At 36.1% G+C, this 25,807-nt stretch carries 29 protein-coding genes; 8 read left to right on the top strand and 21 right to left on the bottom strand.

Annotation, left to right across the window (positions count from 1 at the left end):
- The 8 genes from ACQVD9_RS06785 to ACQVD9_RS06750 all read right to left on the bottom strand — a co-directional run bounded on the left by ACQVD9_RS06785 (position 1) and on the right by ACQVD9_RS06750 (position 7,421).
- Positions 1–1,446, bottom strand: coding sequence for a hypothetical protein (locus ACQVD9_RS06785; protein WP_264745297.1), 1,446 nt, complete (start codon positions 1,444–1,446; stop codon positions 1–3).
- 13 nt (positions 1,447–1,459) lie between these two features.
- Positions 1,460–2,173, bottom strand: coding sequence for a hypothetical protein (locus tag ACQVD9_RS06780; protein WP_264745296.1), 714 nt, complete (start codon positions 2,171–2,173; stop codon positions 1,460–1,462).
- Positions 2,174–2,176: 3 nt separating this feature from the next.
- A complete protein-coding gene (locus ACQVD9_RS06775) occupies positions 2,177–2,629 on the bottom strand; it encodes a GNAT family N-acetyltransferase (protein ID WP_264745295.1) in 453 nt (150 codons plus the stop codon).
- Positions 2,622–4,787 (bottom strand): phage tail protein, encoded by a 2,166-nt coding sequence (locus tag ACQVD9_RS06770; protein ID WP_264745294.1) that lies wholly within the window; start codon positions 4,785–4,787, stop codon positions 2,622–2,624. The genes ACQVD9_RS06775 and ACQVD9_RS06770 overlap by 8 nt, the downstream gene beginning before the upstream one ends.
- Positions 4,780–5,358, bottom strand: coding sequence for a phage connector family protein (locus ACQVD9_RS06765; RefSeq protein WP_264745293.1), 579 nt, complete (start codon positions 5,356–5,358; stop codon positions 4,780–4,782). Before ACQVD9_RS06765 ends, ACQVD9_RS06770 begins: the two co-directional genes overlap by 8 nt.
- Before the next feature lie 73 nt (positions 5,359–5,431).
- On the bottom strand, positions 5,432–6,331 hold the full coding sequence (locus ACQVD9_RS06760) for a phage capsid protein (RefSeq protein WP_264745292.1): 900 nt from the start codon (positions 6,329–6,331) through the stop codon (positions 5,432–5,434).
- Between the two features lie 229 nt (positions 6,332–6,560).
- Positions 6,561–6,875: a hypothetical protein gene (locus ACQVD9_RS06755; RefSeq protein WP_264745291.1), complete on the bottom strand. Its 315-nt coding sequence runs from the start codon at positions 6,873–6,875 to the stop codon at positions 6,561–6,563.
- 3 nt (positions 6,876–6,878) lie between these two features.
- Complete coding sequence (locus ACQVD9_RS06750; RefSeq protein WP_264745290.1) at positions 6,879–7,421, bottom strand: hypothetical protein; 543 nt, start codon at positions 7,419–7,421, stop codon at positions 6,879–6,881.
- Positions 7,422–7,598: 177 nt separating this feature from the next.
- Here ACQVD9_RS06750 and ACQVD9_RS06745 point away from each other — a divergent pair, with 177 nt between their 5' ends.
- The 5 genes from ACQVD9_RS06745 to ACQVD9_RS06725 all read left to right on the top strand — a co-directional run bounded on the left by ACQVD9_RS06745 (position 7,599) and on the right by ACQVD9_RS06725 (position 12,867).
- Positions 7,599–8,624: a hypothetical protein gene (locus tag ACQVD9_RS06745; RefSeq protein WP_264745289.1), complete on the top strand. Its 1,026-nt coding sequence runs from the start codon at positions 7,599–7,601 to the stop codon at positions 8,622–8,624.
- Between the two features lie 399 nt (positions 8,625–9,023).
- Positions 9,024–9,236, top strand: coding sequence for a hypothetical protein (locus ACQVD9_RS06740; RefSeq protein WP_264745288.1), 213 nt, complete (start codon positions 9,024–9,026; stop codon positions 9,234–9,236).
- 319 nt (positions 9,237–9,555) lie between these two features.
- The gene (locus ACQVD9_RS06735; RefSeq protein WP_264745287.1) at positions 9,556–10,035 is read left to right on the top strand and encodes a hypothetical protein; all 480 of its coding nucleotides are present in this window, start codon (positions 9,556–9,558) and stop codon (positions 10,033–10,035) included.
- A 521-nt stretch (positions 10,036–10,556) separates the two neighbouring features.
- Entirely contained in the window at positions 10,557–11,975 is a 1,419-nt protein-coding gene (locus tag ACQVD9_RS06730) for a TIR domain-containing protein (RefSeq protein ID WP_264745286.1), read from the top strand.
- A gap of 310 nt (positions 11,976–12,285) precedes the next feature.
- Positions 12,286–12,867, top strand: coding sequence for an LOG family protein (locus ACQVD9_RS06725; RefSeq protein WP_264745285.1), 582 nt, complete (start codon positions 12,286–12,288; stop codon positions 12,865–12,867).
- Between the two features lie 68 nt (positions 12,868–12,935).
- Here ACQVD9_RS06725 and ACQVD9_RS06720 read toward each other — a convergent pair whose 3' ends face one another.
- Positions 12,936–13,274, bottom strand: coding sequence for a winged helix-turn-helix transcriptional regulator (locus tag ACQVD9_RS06720; protein WP_319804729.1), 339 nt, complete (start codon positions 13,272–13,274; stop codon positions 12,936–12,938).
- Positions 13,275–13,375: 101 nt separating this feature from the next.
- Here ACQVD9_RS06720 and ACQVD9_RS06715 point away from each other — a divergent pair, with 101 nt between their 5' ends.
- Positions 13,376–13,705, top strand: a complete 330-nt coding sequence (locus ACQVD9_RS06715; protein WP_264745284.1) for a TIGR04076 family protein — start codon at positions 13,376–13,378, stop codon at positions 13,703–13,705.
- Positions 13,706–13,754: 49 nt separating this feature from the next.
- Here the strand turns inward: ACQVD9_RS06715 and acnA are convergent, their stop codons facing one another.
- Both acnA and ACQVD9_RS06705 read right to left on the bottom strand, forming a co-directional pair.
- Positions 13,755–16,457, bottom strand: coding sequence for an aconitate hydratase AcnA (gene acnA, locus ACQVD9_RS06710; RefSeq protein WP_264745283.1), 2,703 nt, complete (start codon positions 16,455–16,457; stop codon positions 13,755–13,757).
- Between the two features lie 229 nt (positions 16,458–16,686).
- Positions 16,687–17,334 (bottom strand): hypothetical protein, encoded by a 648-nt coding sequence (locus ACQVD9_RS06705; RefSeq protein WP_264745282.1) that lies wholly within the window; start codon positions 17,332–17,334, stop codon positions 16,687–16,689.
- 225 nt (positions 17,335–17,559) lie between these two features.
- Here ACQVD9_RS06705 and ACQVD9_RS06700 point away from each other — a divergent pair, with 225 nt between their 5' ends.
- Positions 17,560–18,024 (top strand): DUF2388 domain-containing protein, encoded by a 465-nt coding sequence (locus ACQVD9_RS06700; RefSeq protein WP_264745281.1) that lies wholly within the window; start codon positions 17,560–17,562, stop codon positions 18,022–18,024.
- A 56-nt stretch (positions 18,025–18,080) separates the two neighbouring features.
- On the opposite strand, the gene arsB is transcribed toward ACQVD9_RS06700, so the two are convergent.
- Positions 18,081–19,130: an ACR3 family arsenite efflux transporter gene (arsB, locus tag ACQVD9_RS06695; protein ID WP_264745280.1), complete on the bottom strand. Its 1,050-nt coding sequence runs from the start codon at positions 19,128–19,130 to the stop codon at positions 18,081–18,083.
- An 82-nt stretch (positions 19,131–19,212) separates the two neighbouring features.
- Positions 19,213–19,518 carry an ArsR/SmtB family transcription factor gene (locus ACQVD9_RS06690; protein ID WP_264745279.1) on the bottom strand — a complete coding sequence of 102 codons (306 nt, stop codon included), beginning with the start codon at positions 19,516–19,518 and terminating at the stop codon, positions 19,213–19,215.
- Positions 19,519–19,668: 150 nt separating this feature from the next.
- Here ACQVD9_RS06690 and ACQVD9_RS06685 point away from each other — a divergent pair, with 150 nt between their 5' ends.
- Positions 19,669–20,691 carry a toxin-antitoxin system YwqK family antitoxin gene (locus ACQVD9_RS06685; RefSeq protein WP_264745278.1) on the top strand — a complete coding sequence of 341 codons (1,023 nt, stop codon included), beginning with the start codon at positions 19,669–19,671 and terminating at the stop codon, positions 20,689–20,691.
- Positions 20,692–20,779: 88 nt separating this feature from the next.
- Here the strand turns inward: ACQVD9_RS06685 and ACQVD9_RS06680 are convergent, their stop codons facing one another.
- The 8 genes from ACQVD9_RS06680 to ACQVD9_RS06645 form a co-directional block, all read right to left on the bottom strand.
- Positions 20,780–21,568 carry a hypothetical protein gene (locus ACQVD9_RS06680; RefSeq protein WP_264745277.1) on the bottom strand — a complete coding sequence of 263 codons (789 nt, stop codon included), beginning with the start codon at positions 21,566–21,568 and terminating at the stop codon, positions 20,780–20,782.
- Entirely contained in the window at positions 21,558–21,782 is a 225-nt protein-coding gene (locus tag ACQVD9_RS06675; protein ID WP_264745276.1) for a Bbp19 family protein, read from the bottom strand. The genes ACQVD9_RS06680 and ACQVD9_RS06675 overlap by 11 nt, the downstream gene beginning before the upstream one ends.
- Positions 21,783–21,793: 11 nt before the next feature.
- Positions 21,794–23,353 (bottom strand): portal protein, encoded by a 1,560-nt coding sequence (locus ACQVD9_RS06670; RefSeq protein WP_264745275.1) that lies wholly within the window; start codon positions 23,351–23,353, stop codon positions 21,794–21,796.
- Positions 23,354–23,357: 4 nt separating this feature from the next.
- On the bottom strand, positions 23,358–23,597 hold the full coding sequence (locus tag ACQVD9_RS06665) for a hypothetical protein (RefSeq protein WP_264745274.1): 240 nt from the start codon (positions 23,595–23,597) through the stop codon (positions 23,358–23,360).
- On the bottom strand, positions 23,597–23,845 hold the full coding sequence (locus ACQVD9_RS06660; RefSeq protein WP_264745273.1) for a hypothetical protein: 249 nt from the start codon (positions 23,843–23,845) through the stop codon (positions 23,597–23,599). Before ACQVD9_RS06660 ends, ACQVD9_RS06665 begins: the two co-directional genes overlap by 1 nt.
- Before the next feature lie 75 nt (positions 23,846–23,920).
- Entirely contained in the window at positions 23,921–24,385 is a 465-nt protein-coding gene (locus tag ACQVD9_RS06655) for a DUF3592 domain-containing protein (RefSeq protein WP_264745272.1), read from the bottom strand.
- 155 nt (positions 24,386–24,540) lie between these two features.
- On the bottom strand, positions 24,541–24,912 hold the full coding sequence (locus ACQVD9_RS06650; RefSeq protein ID WP_264745271.1) for a hypothetical protein: 372 nt from the start codon (positions 24,910–24,912) through the stop codon (positions 24,541–24,543).
- A 217-nt stretch (positions 24,913–25,129) separates the two neighbouring features.
- The gene (locus tag ACQVD9_RS06645; protein WP_264745270.1) at positions 25,130–25,771 is read right to left on the bottom strand and encodes a toxin-antitoxin system YwqK family antitoxin; all 642 of its coding nucleotides are present in this window, start codon (positions 25,769–25,771) and stop codon (positions 25,130–25,132) included.
- Between the last annotated feature and the right edge of the window lie 36 nt (positions 25,772–25,807).

The following is a 25,807-nucleotide window of genomic DNA, read 5'->3' as shown; positions in this document are numbered from 1 at the left end:
TTATGAATTACCTGATTGCATAGACAGAAACTGGTTAATAAGCTCTAATATTTCCATACTGGATAATTGCTTACCCCCCACTCTCTCACGCTCTCTAATTTCTTCCACAATTAAGTTATATAAATCCAATTGTTGCTGTTTATCATTAACCCCATGTCGTACAAACTCACTAGCAGTTAATTTATTAATAGCTGTAGCTTGCTTTTGTAATGCAGGATTACCCTTTAAATTATCCTGTAATGCCTGTAGTTCTTTTAAATCATTGATGGTTAGCTTATTAATCCCTTCTTTAGCAATATCAATAGACTCCATATTCATTACACGAGTTAACAACTGGTTATAAACGGTTGTATCTGTTGCAATGGTTTCTTTATAACTATTTAATAACGCTTTATCAGAATCACGTAACTTATCCCATTGTGGTAATGGTATATTGCTTCTGTCACCTGCTTGCAATACCTCATTAAGACTGGCTGTACGTAGTTCTTGATATTGTCTCTCCACTTCTTTAGCCTGTCGATTAATTTGAAGTTGTGCCTCGGTTTTTTCTTCTTCCGTTAAGTCAGAACGTCTATCTAAGACAGCTTGAATACCCTCTAAATCTATTGAACCATCCTTTCTTTGATATTTTTTAACATACTGTACAGCCTCTTCTTTACCCTTAAGACGCTCTTTAGCTAATGTAACCTGTGCTGTTAACTGTTGTTTTTGTTCAGCTGTATAAAAGGTATTTTTTCCAATTCCCTTACCTAGCTGCTCAAGTTGGACCATATCGTTATTTTGAAAATACAGATTAGCTTTTGCTTTGGTGCTGGCCTCATAAATTTGACTAGTAATTGCTTTTACCGCATCGCCTGCTTTATCTTTACCATAAACATTTTCTAGCACCTGACTTACGGCTGGTGTTTGAAACTTTACTATTAAGTCCTCAGGTGATGTATTAGGATCTGCTGCTTGCTCAACTAACTGATTACTCAAATTACCTAACATTTGAGAACCTTGCTCTTTACCTACTACACCCAGATCTGTACTCACAAAATCCGTATAACTATTACGAATCTTTTTATGTATCCCTAACTCAAAATCAGCTCGTTCTTGTTTTGATAAGTTCCAACTATAGTTTTTAGCAAACTCATTAAAATGCTCTGCTATAAATTTATTGTGACTTTGAGGGTCCATACTGGCTTGCCCAGAACTAACACGTGCAGCATATTCTTGATTAAGTTGCTTTAAATAAGGATCAAAATCCAAATTAAACTGCTCTGTCCTAATTTTCTGTAACGCAGCTTGCTCTTGATCACGTTGCGTAATTTGTTGATTAATTAATTTAGCCGCATCATCAAATGCCTCGTTCATCTTGGCAGTCACTTTGCCATCATAAGGATTCGCAAGATTATTAGGTGTAGCTAACTGAGGTTTTACCGTAGTACCAGGAATATAGGCCATTGTTTATCTCCTCTTAACCGTTAGCCGCAGTGGTTGAACCGCTGGTTGAAACACTAGGGGTGGTTGATTTATCTCCTGCTGTTTTCCACTTATCATAAGCATTAATACCAGTGCTTATAGAATTAATTAGTGTGCCACCTACTCCCCACCAGCCTTGTTTAGTAGCCAATTTATTTTGTAATTGCTTATATTTAATCAATTGCAATTGTTTTTTATAGATATCCTGCGCATTAAACATCTTCATCTGCGCATCATATTCACCTGCTGCAATCTTATCCGCAATGATTTGACTAGAGGTATCAGAACCAACTACAACACCACTATTAGCAGAAGCCGTAGCGGTAGCAGCAAATAATTTATTGGCTTCATACTCTGCCTGCTCCCGTGTTTGCTTAGCATCATATTCTGCTAATTTTAAGTTCGCTAAGGCATCTGCCTTTGCTTGCTTTTTCTCAAACTTATTCCACTGCCGAGTTTGTAAAACATCATTGATACTAGAACCAACTTGTAAGCCAGCTTGTGCTATTCCTAAAATTAAACCTGCATTATCCAACAAACTTCCACCACTCTTTGGTTCTCCTGTTTGACCATCTGCACCTGTTGTATCGCCTCCTGCTATAGAATTTGCACTATTAATAATATTACTAGCATTTTGTTTGGATTGGCTCCATGCATTCTGTAACATTTTGGTAGCATTTAATCCACCAAGCCATGCACCTACACCCATAACCTATAACCTCTTCTCAAATAAGACACCACCATCTTGATACCCTAAAAAATGGTAAAAACGGCGATTACCTTCAATATTAATATTTGTTGTAATACCTGCCTGCATACCCACAGCACCTTTCGCTTTAGCCCATGCTTCAAAAGCCTTAAATAACTTAATAGCTGCTCTACCATTACGCTTTTCAGGTACTACATACACTGAATAATCAAAACCTAACAAATCATCAGAAAACCATTCATAGGTTAAACCGCCTAAAAAGAAACCGATGATTTGCTCATCCTCCTCCGCCACCAAAGCATTATCTGATTCACTATCCACCATCATCGCTACCACCGAATTAGCTTTAGCTTCGCTAAAACTCTTAGCAGCATAAGCAGAACTTTGCTGTAACTGCTTACCCAGCTCTACAATGGTTTCTACATCCGCTAATGTTGCTTCTCTCACCTTAATCATTAACCGTAACCTTCTTAATCACTGCTAACAGATAGAAAGGCAATGGCTGATCCTGTTCGATGGTGATACTATTATTCCAACCTAACGACTCAATCTTATAATCACCCGTAAACATAGGTGCAGGCTTATCCAACACCTCCTCGCCAAAATTACGGAATGGCAATACATCACCATTCACAGAGCAACCCGTAGTCGTCATAAACCTGAGTACCACTTCCCCCACACGTTTATTACTCCCCTGCACTGTTCCAGTACTGCCTTGTATTTCAATATCCAATGTTTCTACGGAAGTTTTATAAGGCAAACCCACCACCACCTTATAAGCAGCACGTTCAATGTTAATAGCACCATTTACCACCTGACGACGTTGCATCACCGCACCATCAGCCACCACATCCACCGTCTTACCTTCCAGATGTTCCAAACCTGTAAATACCCGTTGACCTTGCTCACTACTAAATTGCTTACAACAATGGCTATAAACATCAGCATTAAAGCGTTCTATATAACGCACAGACTCACCATTAATCTGCCGCTTAACAACCACCCACACCTCATCAGCCACGCCATTAGGAATAGTAGCAATAGACTCATAATCGCCATCCGTAAACTGTCTCGACCAAGCCAACACCTCTTGCGACGCATCCACCGTTAAGGTAGCAATTTGCCCATCTGCCCGCACCAACCACAACACAGATTCAGGCTCTTGCTGATAGGCCATATCTACAATGCCACCCTCTGTAATATGCTCAGATAAAATAGAAGCATCAGTGGCAATCATCGAATCACTGGTTGCATCATAAGCAGTTGAACGTAACTTACGCCCCGAACGCTGCATAAAAAACAACTGATTACCAATACGTACAGGCTTAACACCGTTACAACCATAAGTAGAATGATTTTTTATCTGCACATTAGTGGGCGTAATAGCACTCTTAGCAGCCGAACCAGACATCGAAAACTCACCGCCATAACTCAGCACCACAGGATTATCCAACTGCGTTAAATGCACAATGGGATTAATCTGATCCGATGAAATAGTAAAAGTCGCTGCATCGTCATCATCCGTTGACAACTCAAAATTCAAATACTCAGCAATCTTACTCATCCAAATAGTTTGTGGTTTCTCATAACTACCACCACAATACAAACGCTGATTATGCAACGTAACCGCAGCAGGATAGCCATAATCCTCATTCCACACTACAGTCTCCAAACTCCAAGCATTCGCTGGCACTTTAGCAGTAGCAGAAAGTACTGTTTTAATTTCCGCTTGAACTGAAGAATTATTTGTAAACTTAGTGATTAAACAAAGCCCCTTATTTAAGCGTACATACTTGCCTACATCAGATTCACGCCAACCAGCCACGTCTAATGTTAGGCTCACTTCTTGCCCAATAGGCTCCTTAAGATTACTCGCACACTTAGTTTGTGGGCTTCCCTCCAACTGCCATTGCTTACCCTCAATCTCATTTTCATTAAATGCTGAACTTACCTTTACCTTAACCGTTTTACGATTAACAAAAGACGTAATCTCAGCAATACCAGGACCACAAATAATATTTCGCCCCACATCTGCGGCTAAAAAGAAATCCGCCTCCAAGGTAGCGGTATACTTCTTCTTATCCTCCTCAGTGGGATTTGTGATTACTTCCTGCTCCAACTTCAACTTAATATCAGGCCGCTCCCCCACCTCATCAAACGGCTTCACCAAAAAAGGTGCTTCAGAAATAAGCCAACTATCATCCGCTAAGCGTCTTAAACGATAAATAGGCAAAGCCTGATGTGCCAAAAACATCGTATCAGCCCCTTGTACATAACTAATATGTGGCAACATAGCTTCTGTATAGGGCGACTCCAACTCAGCCGTTTGCTGATTATCCTTAAACACCCGAATATACTTATCACCAAACTCCACCATATAAGCCTGCTCACGGTTAAAGACATAAGGAATTAACCGCACCTTCTTATCACTGTACTTAGTAGCCTGAACATACTCCGTACCCCAAGTACGCATCACCCCACCCTGTACGGCCACCAACGCATTTTCTAAACGTTTCGCACCATTCTGATAACGTGCAATATCAACCCGTCCCATTAAGCGAGGCGACAACTCACCTGCAGTAAAATTGGTTTGAATCAGCGACAACTTAGCCATTTAACCGCTCCTCCAACAGAGGAGAATTACCCAACGTATCCGCAGGGTACTCCAAACCATTTAACGCCTTAGCGGTTCTTAAAGCCAACTGATACTCCTGCAACCGATACTGCGCCATCGAAGTAGACTGTGTAATGGCATAAGCCATCTTCGCTGCCATCGCCAACTCCAACAAATTCACCAACAACGAATCATAGGTAGCAATATCCGTATTCTGAAAAACATAACGCAACTTCAAAGAAGTCACATTCGCTAAAATACGTCGCTCCTCAATTAAATAATCAATCGACTCGCCCTCATCACCCACCGACAAAACCCGCACATAATCCGCAGGCAAGGTAAAACTAAACCTATAACCAAACGGTGGCTTCTGCACATCATGCGCCAACAACACCCGTTTAATAGCGCAACTCCAAGGATGTTCCCGTAACAACGAATCACGCACCCCAGGGTACAAATTAGCTGCCAACCGCGCCCGATCATTACCCTCAGTAAAATCATTAATAGGCTGAGCGCCCAACATCAACAACGCATTAGAACAAACAGAAACACCTGAATTAGCAGTCGACATACTTCACCTCATCTCCTCTAACTAACCAGCAGCAAGGGCTAACAAAGCCCCTGCTACAGGCAAGTAAAAAAAACTACTCAGCGAACTCAATAGCGACTACCTTCTTCTCATTAGCACGACCTGCGCCATAAGAAGACATCACAGAAATTTGAATCGCATTATTCTTATCACGACGCACACCCACATCAGTCTTATAATCATTACCTGCACCGAAATGAGCAGCACTTGAACACCAAGCTACCGTCGTATAAACGCCCTCAGCACTATCCAATGCCTCGTAAGGCACCCAATTAAAGCCAAGCCAATTAGTCGCTACCGCACCATCTTGCAACATCTCCACTTTCAAGAAATCTGCACTGGTCAACGTCGTATCATTCAAAATGGTTTCCAACATATCCGCGTTATAAGCGATATATAACTTCTCACCCATTTTTTCATCACACTCATTCTTACGGAAAAGCGCCTTAGCCTTAATAATCTTAGCCTTAGTAATACCCTCACCACCTGCTAAGATTTTTTGCGCTGCTGGTAATACAGCATCGCTATAAGCACCGTTTTGTGATGTTTTACGTTTAATCGCATCCAACAAACCACGATAAATAACCTTATCTTTTAAACGATTATTAGCCGCCACCAAGTTAGACATATAAGCCCCTTGTGGATCAGCTAAAAGTTTGGGTAAATCGCGTGGTTCAATCGGTACATGCAAACCATAATCAGCCATTGTTACTAAGCGAGAACCCGTCTCTGGTACACTCCACTTAGTATCCTCAAAACGGCCCGTAACCTGCTCCATCTCAATGGAAGCCATATCATTAACAGTAAAAGAATAACCCTGAATCTTGCCACGGTTATACACCGCCTGCACAAAACGGGATTCTTTTTGTTGTGATTCAATATCGAAAGCATCGTGAAACTGCTGCGCAAAAGCCGCAGTAATCATGCCATTGTTTGTTGTGAAATCTTGTGACATTTTAAAATAACCTTATTTTTAATACCTTCTTGTGGTTATCTACTTCAAAAAAATAGGCCACCAAACATAGCCGCTTCGGCTAACGACTATGGGCATCACGATTATCCAGTAGCCATACTGGGTCGTAAGGTTATTTTGCAGGGGTTACGGGGTTGGAAACCTGACTAAGTGGTTAAAACTACTATTATTTATTTTTTATAAACTTATCTGCTCTATTTAAAAAATAATATTAATAACCAGAAAGCTGTAAAGTTGATCTAAAATTACGGGCTGTTGAATTCAAACAATGAAGATTAGTTTTATCATCTGCAAAACTTTTTATAAGTTTTTTGGCTTCATTAGTTAATACTTTTCTAATCATATTAGGCGCTTGTACAGGTATAGGGCCAGGCACATAATCTATAGCACTAGAACATGCTTTTGATTCAACTATCATCTTCAAAACAATATGTGCTGTATTTTCAGTAATAGGCCAACTACTTGCTTGATTTCCATATAAGCCAACTAATATTGTTCTTATATTCTCTTCATCATATAAATCCATTGTTTACTTCCTTGTCGTATTTTTTAGACTAGATAATACTTCTTTGATCTCCTCTTTAGAAAAATTTAAAAACTGAATCTGCTCAATATAAGGAGATACCTCATTAAATAAATAAACCATGGTATTTGGTCTACCACTAACCGTTGAATCAATACCAATAACTATTTCAGTCATTCCCTTAATATTAAATTGCGTTATAGTTCCACCACAAATATCATAGGATTTCCTTAACATATTTTCTGATTTATCAGCACTCAGCCCAAAAGCTTGCAGAGTTTCTTGTTTATTTTCTTCACTAGCCTCACTATCGCCATGAATAACAAAATGTTTATCTTTATCATAGATATAAGCAAGCATATCATTAGAAAAAATAACTTTGGTAGAAAGCGATATATTGATTGAATACCTACCACCAAAATAAATTATTTGCTGATCTGATTTTTTAGAGTCTAAATATATATCTTGTTTTTTAGGTGGTAGACAACTATCAGCATAAGCTAGCAAAGAGGCAAAACATAAGATAACTAGGAGTAGAAATCGCTTCATATAAAAATTTCCATAAAATACTTGAGAAGTATTAAATATAATTAATATTATAATCCATTACGAGAAATTAAAGCTCTAATAAACGAGCATAATCAATTAAATTAAGAAAAGTAATACTATATAATTATCAGAATATAAAACTTAAAACATTTTATATATTCTATAATAGGTTATCTTATGGTTAAACCTTCAAAAAAATCTAAGTGTGCACTCTGTGGAAAAAAGAAATTACTGAGGCGAAGTCATACAGTATATCCCAACTTCTTATTAAAACATCTTCAAAGAGCATTTGGAGGAATAAGACAATATCGAATTTCTACAAACCCAGATAAAGTTACACAAAATCCAGAAGTTTATGACTTGCTTTGCAGCGAGTGTGAACAAAAATTTTCAAACTATGAAAGATACTTTGCTCAAAACCTATTCACTACTCAATGTATAAATACTGAACAACAAATAGATAAATCAATATTTCAATATGATACTGAACAACTACATAAATTTGCTTGTTCTATAGCTTGGAGAGCGATTAAGGTCTACCAACTTGAAAATGAATTTAATACTTTATTTGAAAAATATCCCTTTCAAAAAGAAATTATTAATCGAATTGAAAGTATATGGAAATCTTATCTTTTAGGAAATAGAAAAGATGTACAAACTCATAACCTATACATGGTTTTTGTCTCTAATTTCTCTGATGAGCAAATTAAAACCAGTAAAAATTTAACTCATTCGTTTTTACATTATGGTCTAGGTATGAAGCTATCTGAATCTAAGCAAAATGAATATACATATATCCCAATAAAGAACTTCAATTATCGTGGAACAAATACTGATGCTATACGACTGGAACAAATTCCAGAAAGAGTATTCTTAATCATTAAATTAGCACCAATATTTATTATAGCTAATATAGGTAACAACCCCATAACAGATAATCAATGGGACTTAATTAAAATACAACTATGTAGAGGAAGCTTATCTCGAGACTCTATTCAACTATCAAATGATTTATTAGAGTATATTAACTATCAGGCACTTGATTGGAAAAACCAATACATTAAAAATGAACACTTTATAACTCAAAAATCAGTGGACAATTTCATAAGAAAAGACCCACGTAGCAAAGAAACAAAAGAACTATTTTTAAAAGATTTAATATTACATCTAAATAAACTACCTATCATAAAAAGAAAAAACTAAATTTCTATTAAGCCTTTTATATCCCATTGACACCTCCCCCCGCTCCCCTTATGCTATATAAAGTTGCTGTAAATCCAGTAACCCGAGCGTAGAAACTCGGCTCAGGAAGCACGTACGAAAATTTCATTTTGATGCGTTAGGTAATTTATTGCCTAGCAAAACTGTAAATCCAGTAACCCGAGCGTAGAAACTCGGCTCAGGAAGCACGTACGAAAATTTCATTTTGATGCGTTAGGTAATTTATTGCCTAGCAAAACTGTAATGGCAGTCGTACGCGGGACACCTTCGGGTGTGCCGATTAGCTTCCTGGTCGGTTTTCTACCCCGTGTGCGGCTGCCCCCTAATTTGTAGAAAGATTAGTGGCAGCCCTGTTATTCCATAAACACAGGGAGCTGAACCATGTCATTGCAAAACAATAACCAACTACTTAGTCTAAAAGCAGAAAACGCTACACTCTTTCACACTCTCCAACTCTATCTTAATCTTGACGAACTAGAAGACCTTAATATAGCTATTTACCAACTAGCCGAAGAGTTCCTAGCCAAACGCGCCAACCCAGCACTAAACCATGCGATTTACCATGTAAAAATGCAATTTAATCGCTTGATTTAATCAATAAAAAAGCCATAACTATAAATAGCTATGGCTTATAAAAAATTAAAAATGCTAGCTGTATAAGCTAGCCTCTTTATTAATGATACTAAATCTTTTAGCATTCTTTTATAACGTAAGCTACGTTTATTAATACATTACCCCAAGTTACTTAGAAAACAGGCTTTAGCATTTACTATAAAATCATCACAATAAAATATTTACATGTAATATTTCATGTAATAAACTATGCTAGAAATAATATTAAAGAATATCTTTTAAATATTAATTAAGTACAAACAACGGTTTTGTAATACAACGATTTATAAGGGATAAATAGATGAAATTTATTATTGGTGCAATCATTATTTTAATCTGCGCTTTTGGTTTCTATAAATGCCAAAAATCAACTTATGATGTAGTACAGCATATTGAGCAACGAACCAATAGCAATGGATTTATTGATATTCCTGTTAATATTGCTGGTACTGATGGCATTGTAATACTAGCACCTGTTAACTGTCCTTCTTATCAAGCAAAACAAGCGGATTGGTTATCTTCCAAACTAAAAGAAAAAAATATCCCTAATCGTCGCTCAAACTCTTTTAGTATTAGATCAGATGCAACTGATCTTACTAAAGAACAAAGAGAACAATTACAAGAACAGGTTAACTATGTCATAAACCTACCTGCTCCTTTAGTGATTGTAAATGGCAAAGTTAAATCTAACCCTAGTCTTGCGGATGTTATTAATGAATACGAGGGGAAGGTAGATCAAAATTTAAGTGATTTTTTGGGAGGTCTCAATAAATCTAATTAATACAAATAACTACTGTTATTTTAGATAAATTGCTACACTTATTATTAATTTAGTATAGCAATTTCCTACTTTATAATAGAAAAAAACAATATCAACTAAAATAATAACTAATTAAAATAGTTATCCCTTCACCTATATCCTTACTAGACAAAAGTCTAACATCGCCAACATTAGTTTACTCTTTATACTCAGTCTCGATTAAAGGGAGTAGATGTAAAGCTGTAATATTAAAATAACCTATACTTCTTAGCTAAACAGATAAAAGATATAGGTCTTCGTTTTCTCCAATTCGTTATTTTATTGCACTACTCCCTTTTTTCAACCTATCTCTCATTTAAGGCTGCGTCACTATAACAGCCAAAAAATTAGTTTCAGGCCCTGTTATCTTAAGATAACAAGGCCTCACCCTACTTACCCATCACTTTTAATCTTAAATTAATATTAGTCTATTCCCAATCTACACTACACGCTATAAGATACCTATTAGCAAATAACGAACCTTTAGCAAGTAAGATTGTAATATGATGGACTATACCTCGATAAAATTAGCACAAACAGATGGCAGTTTTAAAGTTGAAAAGAATATTGTCACCGTGCAAGCAATCTTTGCTAAACAAGCAGGTAGTTTACAAACATTAGAAGGAACTGTTCGCTATTATAAAGGGGATGCACTGGTAACAGGTATAGCAGAAGAAACATGGGCTGTTAAACGCGGACATTTTACTGATAGCTACAATCCCATTCCCCCAACTAAAATGGGAGAAGATGGCACCTATACTACTCACCCTATTCAAGCTTATGCACTCACCATAACCGAGGATTGCCAAGTAACTTTATACAATGGAGACAAGCTCACAGGCAAAGCAGGCGACTATTTATTACAATATGCTAATGGTGATTATGGCATTTTAAACGATAAAATCTTTAAATTACTCTATAAAATAATTGAGCAAGCAGCCAAACAGACTAATTTCGATGTTTTTGTTAGTTACTCTACCAAAGATAAAAGTTTTGTTGATGCACTGGTTAATAAACTAGAAAATAATAAACTACGTTGTTGGTATGCTCCACGTGACATTCCAGCAGGGATGGAGTGCCCTAAAGCAACTGCGTTAGCCATTAGAGAATCAAAACTAATAGTATTGATTCTCTCTAAATACGCCAATCTTTCCCCAGAAATTACCCACGAATTAACCCTTGCCTCTAACCATAAAAAACCTGTTATACCTGTTAAAATTGATGATATTTTACCGAATGAAAATTTAGAATATCATCTTACTAATCGTCACTGGTTAGATGTTTATGGTTTAGCCACTGAAAAAGCAGCTAATCAAATATTAGAAAACTTAGAGAAGTTTGCAAAACCTTATTTAACAACTAATGATATTACTTCTCAAGCTAATGCTAACATAGAGAGCAAACTAACAATAAAGCCCCCTATCTTTACAAAAACTAAAAAAATCTTTGCCAGTATATTCACTATACTACTACTGATTACCTTAGGAATAGGTGGTTGGTGGTATAAACAACAAGTATTAGATCGACAAATGGCATCACTACATCCTGCTGAAAACTTATTAGTTTTTACAGGTTCACATTCCACTATTATTAAATTATTAAGAATAAATGACCCTACAAATAATACTTACTTAATACAATTTAATAATCCTCAACAAATACTAGATGGCCATATTTTTGTTACCACTCGAACTATTCATATGTACACACAACAACGCTTTACTATTACCAAAAATAATGAAATTTATAATCTTTTTATTATTATTAATAATGATAAAGCGCTATTTTACCCGCCTCAATCAAATAAAGAGTTTATTTTACGTCTTGATACTGAACTGTCTAAAAAAGCTAACGTAAAAGATTTTTTACAAGACTACTTACAACAACAAGCCAAAAAAACTGATACACCAACACTCCAATAAAGGAGACTATTGTCGTGCAACTTACTGAACTACTTCACCATTCTAAATTGCAACATAACAATCCAGCGCCATGAAAACCCTGATGCAGACTCTATAGAGTTTATACTCTTAGTAAACCTGATTTAATAGAAAATAGTAAAATATATCCCATAGAACACCAAAAATTTTTTAATAGCTTTAAAGCACAGAAAAAATAAGAAAGCTAAACTTTCTGTACAGAATTCACCTAAACAACTACTCACACGCTTTCTTAAACAAGCTAAATAAATAAGTTATAATAAAAATCACATTTATTAAATAAGAGAAAACCATGCAACGTATTTGTGTTTTTTGTGGGTCAAATACAGGGAATAACCCTATTTATATAGAACAAGCTAAACAACTAGGCACTACACTTGCAAAACACAATATTACCCTTATCTATGGTGGCACTACCATCGGTTTAATGGGTGCTATTGCTGATGCAGTATTAGCCGCAGGCGGCAAAGTAATCGGCATTATTCCACAACGCCTTGCAGACAAACCCAATATGGCACATCAAGGTTTAACTGATTTACACATTGTTGAATCCATGCACCAACGTAAAGCTAAAATGGCTGAACTAGCCGATGGCTTTATCGCCCTGCCAGGTGGCATAGGCACCTTTGAAGAACTCTTTGAAATGCTCACATGGTCACAACTAGATTTTCATAAAAAGCCTTGTGCCGTACTTAATATAAATGGTTTCTACGATAAGTTAACAGACTTTTTAGATAGCGTAATTGCTGCCCAATTTATGAAACCAGAACACCGCCAGCTACTAATCAGCGAAAGCGACCCAAAACAACTCCTAGAAAAAATGCACAACTACCAAGCACCGACTGTTAGTAAATGGTTTAATCCGCCTAAATAACAGCTATATAAAGTACTACCGAGCTATCAGTTTTATTTTATTAATTTATATTGGTTATCACTAAACGATTAATTTGGTGCATGTTGTTCTCCCCACTCACAAATAGCTTGCATTAGTGGATACAGTGACCAGCCCTTTTCTGACAAACTATATTCCACCTTAGGTGGTATTTGTGGATACTCTTTACGAATAATTAAACCATCTGCTTCTAACTCTTTAAGTTGCACACTTAATGTTTTATGGGATATTGAACCAATCATCCTTTTCAACTCGTTATAACGAACGGTTTTTACCTCAACTAACCAATACAAAATAACCATTTTCCATTTACCAGAAATAATCGATAAGGTATAACCAAAGGGGGTATCTTGTAGAGATTCTATGGATTTAAGATCTTTCATACTCATAATTACACTCTCCTTTAGGTAAGTATATGTCAAAAAGGTGCATACTTGTTTAAATACTCATACATTGTACAATAAAAATACAACAACCTGAGGAAGCCATTATGATGAAGAAATGTAAAATTGAGGTATTAAAAACCACCTTTGATGAAGAGTTAGCAAAAGAATATGGCTGTAAAGGTTTAGGCAAATGTCCTATGCATAATGTAGGTGATACTTATTTAGCTGATTTTGCTAAGCCTCAAGGTTTATGTGATGAAGCATGGAAAGCAATGTACCAATATGTGTTTGCGCTTTCGCATGGCAGTGACATTTTCTATTATGGTGATTGGATTGATAAACCAGGGGTTGCTATTTGTAGCTGTAATGATGGTTTACGACCCGTTATTTTTAAAATTACGGCAACGGATGAAGTATCAAAACCAAGTTCATAACATCTATTAAGCTAGTAAGTAGTTTATAGCTACTCACTAGCTATTGTTTTTAAGAGGCTAATAACTGCCTTAATACATAGTGAAGAATACCGCCAGCTTTAAAGTATTCTACTTCATTTAAGGTATCGATACGACAAATCACAGAAGCTTGTGCAGTAGTGCCATCAGCACGTTTAATATGTAATGTTAAAGGCATACGTGGCTTTAACTGTTTGCCCTCCAAGCCACTGATAGTTAATAGCTCATCGCCTATTAAGTTAAGTGTTTTACGATTTTGCCCTTCTTCAAACTGTAACGGTAATACGCCCATACCTACTAAGTTTGAACGATGAATACGTTCATAGCTTTCTGCAATAACTGCCTTAACACCTAGTAAGTTAGTACCTTTAGCCGCCCAGTCACGGGATGAACCACTACCATACTCTTTACCTGCAATTACAATTAAGGGTACTTTCTCTAATTTATAACGCATTGCTGCATCATAAATTGGTTGCTTGGCACCATCAGGATAATGAATGGTTAAACCACCCTCTTCCCCCCCTAGCATTTCATTTTTAATACGAATATTGGCAAAGGTACCGCGCATCATCACTTCATGATTACCACGGCGCGAGCCATAAGAGTTAAAGTCTTTAGGTTCAATACCTAACCCTTTTAAGTATAAACCTGCAGGACTGGTTGCTTTAATATTACCTGCTGGGGAAATATGGTCGGTGGTAATTGAATCACCAAAGACAGCTAATACTCGAGCATCTTTAATATTCTCAATTTTAAGTAAATCATCTTTAATATGATCAAAGAAAGGTGGTTCTTGAATATAGCTAGAAGAAGCTTGCCATTCATAAGTATGAGAATCTGGAACTTTAATCGCTTGCCATGTTTCATCACCTGCAAACACTTCGGCATATTCTTTATCAAATAAACTACTAGAAACTTGTTTAACTGCTTCGGCTATTTCTTGTTGAGTAGGCCAAATATCTTTTAAGTAAACAGGATTACCTTGTTTATCTTTACCTAACGAATCCTTAGTTAAATCTATATTGATATTACCCGCTAAAGCATAAGCAACTACTAAAGGTGGCGAAGCTAACCAATTAGTTTTTACTAACGGATGAATACGCCCTTCAAAGTTTCTATTACCAGAAAGCACGGCTGCAACGGTTAAATCACTTTTAATAATGGCTTCTTCAATAGGAGCTAATAAAGGCCCTGAGTTACCAATACAAGTAGTACAGCCATAGCCTACTAAGTTAAAACCTAAGGCATCTAAATAAGGGGTTAAACCTGCTGCCTTATAGTAATCAGTTACTACTTTGGAGCCAGGCGCTAAAGAACTTTTTACCCAAGGTTTACGTTGCAAACCTTTTTCTACTGCCTTTTTAGCCAATAACCCTGCGGCCATCATCACACTAGGATTAGAGGTATTAGTGCAAGAGGTAATAGCTGCTATCACTATCGCACCTGTTGTTAATTGCTCTGCTTTGCCTCCCACTACATAATCAACACTATCTGTTTTATCAATTGTACCTGTATCTGAAGCGATTTTTTGTGGTTGGGCTTTTATAAAATCATCAAATACATGACCAACATTGGCTAAACCAACACGGTCTTGTGGACGTTTCGGCCCTGCTAGACTTGCTTCAACATCGCCCATATCCAACAATAAAGTATCTGTAAAGTTAGGCTCATGCCCTGCTTCACGCCATAGCCCCTGAGCTTTACAGTAAGCTTCTACTAATTTAATCGAATCTGCTGGTCTGCCTGTTAATTTTAAATAATCAATAGTCACTTCATCTACAGGGAAAAAGCCACAGGTAGCACCATACTCAGGTGCCATATTACCAATGGTGGCACGATCTGCTAAAGGTAAATAGGCTAGGCCGTCACCATAAAATTCTACAAACTTACCTACTACACCTTTTTGGCGAAGCATTTGGGTAATGGTTAATACTAAATCAGTGGCTGTAATTCCTTCTCTTAATTTACCTACTAATTTAAAACCAATCACATCAGGAATGAGCATAGATAATGGCTGACCTAACATAGCTGCTTCAGCTTCAATGCCACCAACGCCCCAACCTAACACACCCAATCCATTAATCATGGTGGTATGAGAGTCTGTACCCACTAGCGTATCTGGATAGGCAAAGGTTTTTCCTGCTAATTCTTGAGTCCATACACTACGCCCTAAATATTCTAAATTCACTTGGTGACAAATACCTGTACCTGGCGGTACTACTCTAAAATTGTTAAAGGCTTTTTGCCCCCAGCGTAAAAAACTATAACGCTCACCATTACGCTCCATTTCTATCTTAACATTCTCTTGGAAAGCTTCTGGTGAAGCATATTTATCAACCATTACTGAATGGTCAATCACTAAATCAACAGGACAAAGTGGATTAATTTTTTTAGGATCCCCACCAGCACTGGCAATAGCAGAACGCATAGCAGCCAAATCTACTACCGCTGGCACACCCGTAAAATCCTGCATTAACACACGGGCAGGATGAAATTGAATCTCATGATCGGAATGACTATCTTTTAACCAATTAGCTAATGCCTTAACATCATCATTGGTAACGGTACTACCATCTTCCCAGCGCAGTAAGTTTTCTAATAAAACCTTCATCGATATAGGTAATTTACTAATATCGCCCAACTGCTTAGCAGCTTCTGCCAGAGAATAGTAATGGTAAGTTTTATTATCAACCGTTAAGGTGGTTAGGCTTTTCATGGTATTTAAGGATGACATAATATTTATCCTTCTAGTTATTATCGTTGCTTTTTTATAGACAACTGAATGGTGCATATGTAGACAACTTTTTATCTCATATGTTTATTAAAATATTCAAATCGTTATAAATAGTAAGCGAAAAAGACTAACAATTAAATTTTGCTTTAGTATAAGATTTTTACTCCTCTACTAAGCAAAATATACACCTTTTAACTATTTTTAAACCTTAGATAACACTATAAATTTATTACTCTGTCTTATTATTTTCTTTCAATTTTAATGCTAACTTTGTAAGTGACACCATTCTTTCAAGACGAATTAAACGATGCTGTAACAAAGAAACTACTATATAGAGTATGAAACACACAACGATCAAAGGTGCTGCCCATTCAGGTATTTTATCAGGAATCGCATATAATGCTGCTACTGATAACATACTAGGAATCAGCCCCACCTTATCAACTACCCCTGCCAAGGAACCTAAACCTTTTATAAACCAATTACGACAGTGTTCAATCTCTAAGCAGCCCAGCTCTAAAGTCTGCTTTGGTAAACTTATTAATAAACTTAAATATTTATCATCAGCCTCAGCACAATATTTAGCAACACTTAGCGCACTGCTTTTGGTGCGTGACACACCTAATAAAGTCATCACAAAAGATAAGAAAGCCAATGCCAGAAAGAAACTTGCAATGTCTTTTAACCAGGGTATTTGTAACCATACAAATACCCATAGCACTAAACCTATGGTTAAACAAGTTATACAAAAAGTTTCTGCATACCTAAACCATTTTACTCTGTTTAAAAATTGCTTATCTGATTGTTCTTCTAGCTGATACTCATCAGCCACTAATTGTTCTAATATTTCAAAATAACGTTTAATATCACTAGACACAATATAACTCCCTAATCATCAAGCTAAAGTAATACAAAAAAACCGTTACTTTTACAGTATTATCTATTAATACACTATGTTTTTTAGACTAAAGTCTAATATTGTAATGATTTTATATTCAAGAATAGCTATTTGCTTTTTCCCTTATACATTCGCCTAATTTCTTTTATTGATCAATAATGTCATAATATAAACTTATCAACCAAGCTTTTTAAGGTTATTAAAATGTTACATACCAAAAAAAATAATGCATTAACTGCATTATTTACAGCATTAGTTTTTAGTACATCTATTACTATGGCTGAAACCACTATGACAAGTGTTCCACAATCAGGAGCGAACCAATCTGGCACTACTATAGAACCAGAGACAACAACAAATTCTACCTCAACTCATAAAGTAGAAACTACCACCAAAGAAAAGAAAGAAGATGTTGGCTCTTCTGCTTACTCAATAGGTCTTACATTGGTGACATCAATTATGCCAACGGTTAGCAGTAAAATGAGTAGTGGTAAAGATGAAAAGTCAAAATTAATTGTTAATGCTAAAAATGATGCAGCTACTTTTATTGCTTCCAATGGTGAAGTACGTGGTGCTTATTTAGAAGCAGCTATTCAACAGTTAAGAAAAGATATTCCAACCTCTCAAGCCAATGACAACCAATTAGCACAAGCTATTTTGACTTGGTAATTTCTATCAATAATAAGCTTTCTCTTATTCTATGAGAAAGCTTATTAATACTAAACCTAAAAGTACTTTTTCCTAATCCATAAGGCAACATTAACCAATAAAATAAGTACTGGTACTTCAACTAATGGCCCTATCACTGCTGCAAATGCAATAGGTGATGTAATACCAAAAGCAACAATAGCCACAGCAATGGCCAACTCAAAATTATTACTGGCTGCCGTAAAAGACATAGCGGTTACTTTTGGATAACTCTCCTTTGCTAACTTACCCATTATAAAACTCAATATAAACATTAATAGAAAATAAATAACCAAAGGTATGGCAATACGTAGTGCATCTAATGGTAACTTAACAAGTTCCCCACCTTTTAAGCTAAACATTAATACAATGGTAAAAAGTAATGCCACTAATGTAATAGGGCTGATTTTAGGTAAGAAAACTGTTTGATACCAAACATCTCCTTTAATTTTTCGTAAAAAATAACGGGTTAAAAAGCCTGCTAAAAATGGAATACCTAAATAAATAAAAACTGCTTCTGCCACAGTAATAAAACTAATATTAACCACGCTACCTGATAAGCCAAATAAAGGGGGTAAAAATGATAAATAGAACCAAGCAAAGGCACTAAAAAACACAATCTGGAAAATAGAGTTAAATGCTACTAATGCTGCTACGTATTGGTTATCTCCCTCTGCCAGTTGATTCCAAACCAATACCATCGCAATACAACGCGCTAATCCTATTAAAATTACTCCTGTCATGTACTCTGGATAATCCCTTAAAAAGATTACAGCTAGAATAAACATTAAAGCAGGACCTACTAGCCAATTCTGAATAAGAGACAATAGCAATATTTTTTTATCAGAAAAAACATTAGGCAGCTCTTCATAACGTACCTTTGCTAAGGGAGGATACATCATTAGGATTAAACCAATAGCAATAGGAATATTAGTAGAACCAACAGAGAGTGAATTTAACTGATTCGGCAAGGTAGTAAAAAGACTTCCTAAAATAACCCCTACGACCATTGCTGTAAAAATCCATAGGGTTAAATAACGATCGAGAAATGATAAACGCCTAACTTTTGTATCTGATGGACAACCCATAATCGACTCACTTAATTATTTCAATTATCAATGAAATATTGAAATAATGGTTAAATACCTAAATAAATAACAAACTACTAACCTAACATGCAGAATTTTTTGATTGTGTGATACAACATTGCTTAGTTAAAAAACCTGCTAACTCTTTCATTAAAGGTAAATTAGCCCTATAACGTAAAAACCGCCCTTCTTGTTCTACAACAATAAGCTGACAATGCATTAACGCTTTTAAATGAAAAGATAAGTTAGAAGCAGGTAAATCTAACTCACTAGCAATATCCCCTGCCACACGCCCATCTTTTCCATAACGAATCAATAGGCTAAAAATATCTAATCGAATAGAGGATGATAAACATTCAAAATATTTAGCTGCTTCATTAGTATTCATTAGTTAATCACCACAATATTTCAATCATAGTTGAAATATTAAACTATAAAACTAATATGTCAAATAATACTCATTCTACTTTTATAAGATAAATATTTTTCCTAGTCTTGTGATAATATCTACCAATACCTGTATAACCAGACATTCATTATGCTTAGAAAAATATTCTTTTGGATTTATACCCTACTCAGTCTTTTCAGCATCAATAATTCATATGCTGAAAATGCAATTCATTCAACTCAATTGGAGTCTAAAAATATTATTGGCTATTTTGATGGGCCACAAAATACAAGAACAATACGCTATTTTATAAAACAAGATGCTAGCGATAAATTTATTATTGAAGATCATTCACTGAATATAACTGATATTAAAAACTACCTTATAGAATATACATACACAGTAACAACCATCATACTATCAGACATTAATGAATTAACATTACCATTCGATAAAATGACATCTTTTAATGGCTTATATAGTTCTATTCAATATAACAGTCCATCCAATACTATTATCAAAAACTTTGGGCAGTATCAACAGGGTAAAAAAGAAAGCTTATGGGTATGGACAAAAAACGACAAAATAACTCAACAAGGATATTATAAAAACGACCAACCCATTGGAGAATGGATTATTCCTGATACAGAATATGATATCTGTAAAGTTACTTATCAAGATAATCAATATGAATGGGACATGATTTGTTATGACGATCAGGGCAGAAAACGTTATGAAGCACCTCATCACAAAGGTTTTTTAAATGGTGTAGCTACAACATGGTATTCAAATGGTAAAAAATATAGTGAACAACACTATATAAATAGTTTGCCCCATGGTACTCAAACTATTTGGTATCAGAATGGTAATAAACACAAAGAATACCAATACAAACAAGGTGTACTTGATGGTCGCACTATAGAATGGCAACAAGATGGTTCACTAGCATCAATTGTTTCTTATAAAAAAGGAACAAAACATGGCTTACAACAGAATTATTCTAATGGAAAGATAACTGATCAATACTATTACCAAGAAGGGAAAAAACAGGGTACTTATATAAATAATAAAAAAGAAGATAAATGGAGTTATTGGGATAAAGAGGATAAACAAGCAACACTTTTGTACTATGATAATGATATACCTAATAATACTTTAAAACCATTGGATTAATAAGCATAATTGTCCAAATTAAATAAAGCAGAATGACAAAAAAATCCCCAGTCTAGCTGGGGTTTTAAAATGCTTAAGTCTATTAGTTTTAAGCAATCGGTTGATTACCATAAGTGGATTCGTAATAACGTTTTACTCGCTCATGGGTTGCCTTATGATCTGGATGACTTGCATTGCGATAAGCTTCGCTACCCATCAGTTGTTTAATATCTTGTTGTTGGAAGCCTAATGATCGACCAATACCAGCATCTTCTTGCAATGTTTTGCCAATATTAGCCAGTATTTTAATCACTATAGGATTATTACCAATTTGATCCATATGCTGTAGATCTTCTGGTGCAGCATAACGCTGAAAGGCTTGGTATGCAGTACGCAAGTTATTATTAAAAGCTGTTTCATCTTGCCAAACTTGGCTTAGCGATTGATAGGCTTCTTCAATATTTAATTCTTTGCCCGCCTGCACCAACTCAGGTAGCCGTTTAGCATATTCGCCTAATACAAACTCTACTTGTTTTTGAGTCATACCCAGTTCATGGGCTTTACCTAAAAATTCAAGATTTTCTGGATCTTGTTTAAAATCATCAAAAGTATACAGATCTGAATGTAAATCAACATTATATTCATCCACTGAGCGGGGCGGAATATCGCCTGTACCTAAACGTCTTTCTAAATGGCTATAGCCTTCTGATAATTTTCTAGCACTTTGCTCTAAGTCGACACTACCATCTTGCTTAAATACTTGATATTTTTCTGGTAAAAAACCTTCTGGTTGTGCAACATCAGTTGCAGCTAATACAGAACCTGCACTGATTGCTTCACCTAAAGCATCATCACTATAGGCTTCATTTTGATAGATCGTAGTTAGTTTATTCATCATGTTCGGATACTCCATTGGCTCTGTTAATTCGAGAAAGAATAAAATCAATAACGCTACGTTGCCCTGCTCGGTAGTAGGTTTTGATTTCTGCATTATGCTCATCAAAAGAAGGCGGCAATGAGAAACGTGTCACAAGGTCTTCTAAAATAGCCTCGCCCCCTGCGGTCTGTTCAAAAAGTCGCTGATAATCAAATTCATCCACAGTTTTAGTCATTATTCACCTGTTTAATGTTGCGCTATTACTTGTTGTGCTAACTGTGCTTGCATGGCTTGTTGCTCTGCTTCGATACGCTGTTGCCTTAAATCTGCCACTTCTTGCTCAGTACGAATCAGTTGTGCAGGCACACCTAATGCCTCCCCTGTAAAACGAGTGGCTTTGTCAAAATCAATGTTATCCAACACTTCTTGATTAACCTGGGAGTTTTGCATAGTCATCTGTACAAAGTTACTAATAGCCGTTACTTCATCAAACTTCTGCGCGCGTGCCATTGGGCTAACATATTTAATACTGATGTATTTATTTTGCAGAGATTCAGGTGTCTCTGAAAAAATACCTGCGCGAAAAGCAATACCAAAACAACGCTCTACCAGCGGTTGTAGATATTCAGCTTGCATCCGTCCATAAATTGGCCCTAATAATTGCCGTATTAGTTGCTGCCGCATATTCACTTCAGTAGCCGTCATAGCAGGGCCATTTTGTGGTTGCAGTTGATCCGCCAGCATAATTTTACGAATAGCTGCCTGTAGTTGCTCACACTTAGTAAAGGAAACATTAAAGTCAGCACCACTGTGAAGCGGTCGCATACTGTCAACGCTATTTGCCACAATCACTTTACGTGGCCCAACGGTAATGGTACGTGGATTTAATACACCATCATCTTGCGCAATCCACATGCCACTAATAGCCAAATCAGCGTTAGCTAGTTCCATACGCTTAATTTCATTGAGTGTTTTAGCATCTGGCAGTGCATCAGAAACAGGGCCAATGGCATACACACTCTGTGGAATTTGCATCCAACGGGGTACTACTACAGGCATTTCGTTATAGCCACTCTCACGTACAATAAGTTTGTTATCTAAGTCCACATGCACGGAAGCAATCGGTAATTTTTTAGCCACATCCCCTTGCTTACCACCTTTACGCGGATAAATAGCATGTACAAATTTAATTTTGCTACTCGGATCACGTTCAGCTTGTTTTCTTACTTTTTCTGATAAGGCTTCGCCAAACTCATTAACCGCTTGCTCTGCTGTTAACTCATAGCAACGATAAACAATATCTATTTGTTCATCAGCACGACTGCTATCACAATAAACACTGGCAATGGGCCATAACTGGAAAGTAAAACCACCCTTTTCTCGATCACTGTCTACATATAAAGCAAACCAACCTGCACTCATTAAATCCAGATTGCCTTCATAGGCGGCCGAGTCGAAATTAGAGTTGTGAATATTACGCCACAACACATCGGCTGACTCATCTAACCAGCGTTTTTCTTCGTCTGTTGCATGGTCTACATCTAAACCAAACCAACGTGAATTAGCAGGCGTAAGGCCACTAATAATGGCACTGGCTTGAGTGCGTGCTGCATCAGTTAAGGTGGAATCCAATAGCTGTGATTTCTTACGTTGAATCGTAGCAGAACTAACTACTTCACTATTAAAACCTGTGCCACGTACAGGAAAAGAAAAATCAAAACACTCCTTCCATACCTGCTCATGGGGTTTACGTAGTGATCTTAGTGTCTCTAAGCGACTACTGATTTTATTTGCTAAATTTTCCATTGTGTTAGCCGCCTAATGTCTGTTTAGCGTTACCTTTTTCTCCACCAGTAGACAGTAAACTATTCGCTCTACGTTGTTTTTTCTTTTGGGCAAGTTCGATATTGGCTTTTTCAGCTGCTTTATTAGCCGCCTCCTCAGCCTCTTGTTGTGGATCACGTTGTACTACCTTAGGTGCTTCTGGGCCACCACCTAAACCGACTAATCCCGCTGCTTTTTTTAATGCTTTTTTGGCACTACCCATCATTATTCTCCTGTATTTAACCAACCCTCTTTTGTCAGGGTAAAATGGAATTTGCGAGCTTTATTAGAAACCATTGGTTTGGTTGCTTTCACAACCTTTGGTTGGTTATCAGATTGAATTTGTTGATTTAGTTGTTCTGCTTTGGCAATGGCTTGCTCTTTTGACCCTAAAAAGTCTGCTAACCATTGATTACTAGGAGTAAGCACACCATAACGACCTCGTGCTTTATGTTTTGCTTGATATGTAGACATAAAAAAACCCTCTTGTGAGGGTTTTAGTGTGTATTAACTAACAGGTTGGTTTTCCAACTGTCATCAATAAGTTATTTATTCCAATCCACCAGATACTTTATGACGGAAACTTCCCACCCAAAAGAGTATACCCCCTATTACCATACACCACCCAAATAGTGACCAATTTAGCTCCATTTCTTCGTTAGGTGCTATTCTAGCTTGTTGAGTATTTTCTGGATTGTATACTATATTAACAAGGTCACCTTCATTGTAAGATACCTTAGTTAACAAGATATAGGCTTCTGAACTTTTGCCTTCTTGAGTAAAAAACTTTACCAATAAATTAGTAGCTGACTCTGGCTCGCTAATAACAGCAGATACCACAGCCTTAGTTGCTATCCCTGCTTTTTCCAAATGTTGGTATGTACTACTTTCATACAGTTTTCTTTGCTCAAAACTAGAAAAACGCATTGGTTTAGTAATAAACAACGACACAATAGCGACTATAATAAACAAAATACCAACTGCTTTTAAAAGATGGCTTACCCTTGTTTTCATCCTACCTGCTCACTCCTTACTTTCTTATGATACCCAATGCATGCATGAATTCATTACACTTTCACTCTCGTTGTGTAATCCTACCTTCTTATTAAACTTTTTATCTTGCTCTATAAACAATCGTTATAAATTTCTCATACTCTTTTTATATCAAATCAACGGGGCATAAATAAACTTATTACAAAACTGATCATTACATTAAAGAAGAAAGACATCCCAACAAAAATAACAATATTTTTATTACCTTCTATTCCTAATTTATTAACTAGTGTATACATAACCCAACCGATAATACCTAGCCAAATCAAAATCATAAACAAACCATTGTGCATTTTAACTACTGTGAGCACAGTCATAACCAGAAAGAAAACCATATATCCCCAAAAAATGGTAATAAAAGTTTCTTTATAATCAGGATATTCAGCTTCAGCTAATGCTGCGGCCCAATGAACAGCTAAAGCGTTTACTGCACTAGCAATAGCACCAATAATTGCAAACATAATAACAACAAATATTAATCCCATCATATACCTCCTAATAAAACTTTCTATTCTCTGTACATTTTTACTCTAGAAAGCAATAAATATTAAACATATTACAAATTATATATTTTACATGTGTAAATTACAATAATTACATGTAAAATATATTGGATAATTAATATATGAAAAGCAGTAGTAAAAAAACTATTTAAAATATCCCCAAGAAATATAAACATTACTTAAAAATACACTATTAATAAGCTTATTTATTATCCTCATCAAAACTACTCCACTGGGCTATTTTTTCTCCTTGCTGAAACTGCATTTCTCGCTCTTTATTACCTTTAATTGACCATAGTGTCCACAAACCTTGACGTTTTCCCCTTTCAAAACTACCCTGCCAATGTTTATTACCATTTTGATACCAACCCGTCCAAACTCCGTTTCTTTCGCCTTGTTGATAATAACCTTCTAATCCTCTTTGACCATTTCTATGCCACTTTATAATGGACTGTATTTGGCCATTTTTATATTCACTTTGCTCTTTTTTAAGACCATCCTTGAACCATACCACTACCTTACCCTCATTGGGTATAATATGTCCCTGTAAAATACTAGCCTTATTGGCAACTAAAACAGAATCCATTTGCTTGGTATGAGTATCTGCATAAAAGTCTTGTATCCAATAACCTTTATTGCCATCGGTAGAGATCAATTTACGATAGTAAGATACCTTTCCATTAGCTGGCACTTGTTGCCAATCTTCATTGTAATAGGCAATAATCTTACCTTCTTGCAAGGTATTATCTGCTACAGAATCTGCCTGATTAATCAAGGCGGTCTGTGCAGTAGCAAAGCTAGTTAAACTCAACAAAAATAATATAACTAATAAAGTGTTTTTCACTCTATACCCTGTCACTCAACTAAATTTTATATTGAA

It is taken from the genome of Entomomonas sp. E7T21, from assembly GCF_058693955.1.
Note: the sequence above shows the minus strand (reverse complement) of the source record. Positions and strands in the feature narration are given on the sequence as shown.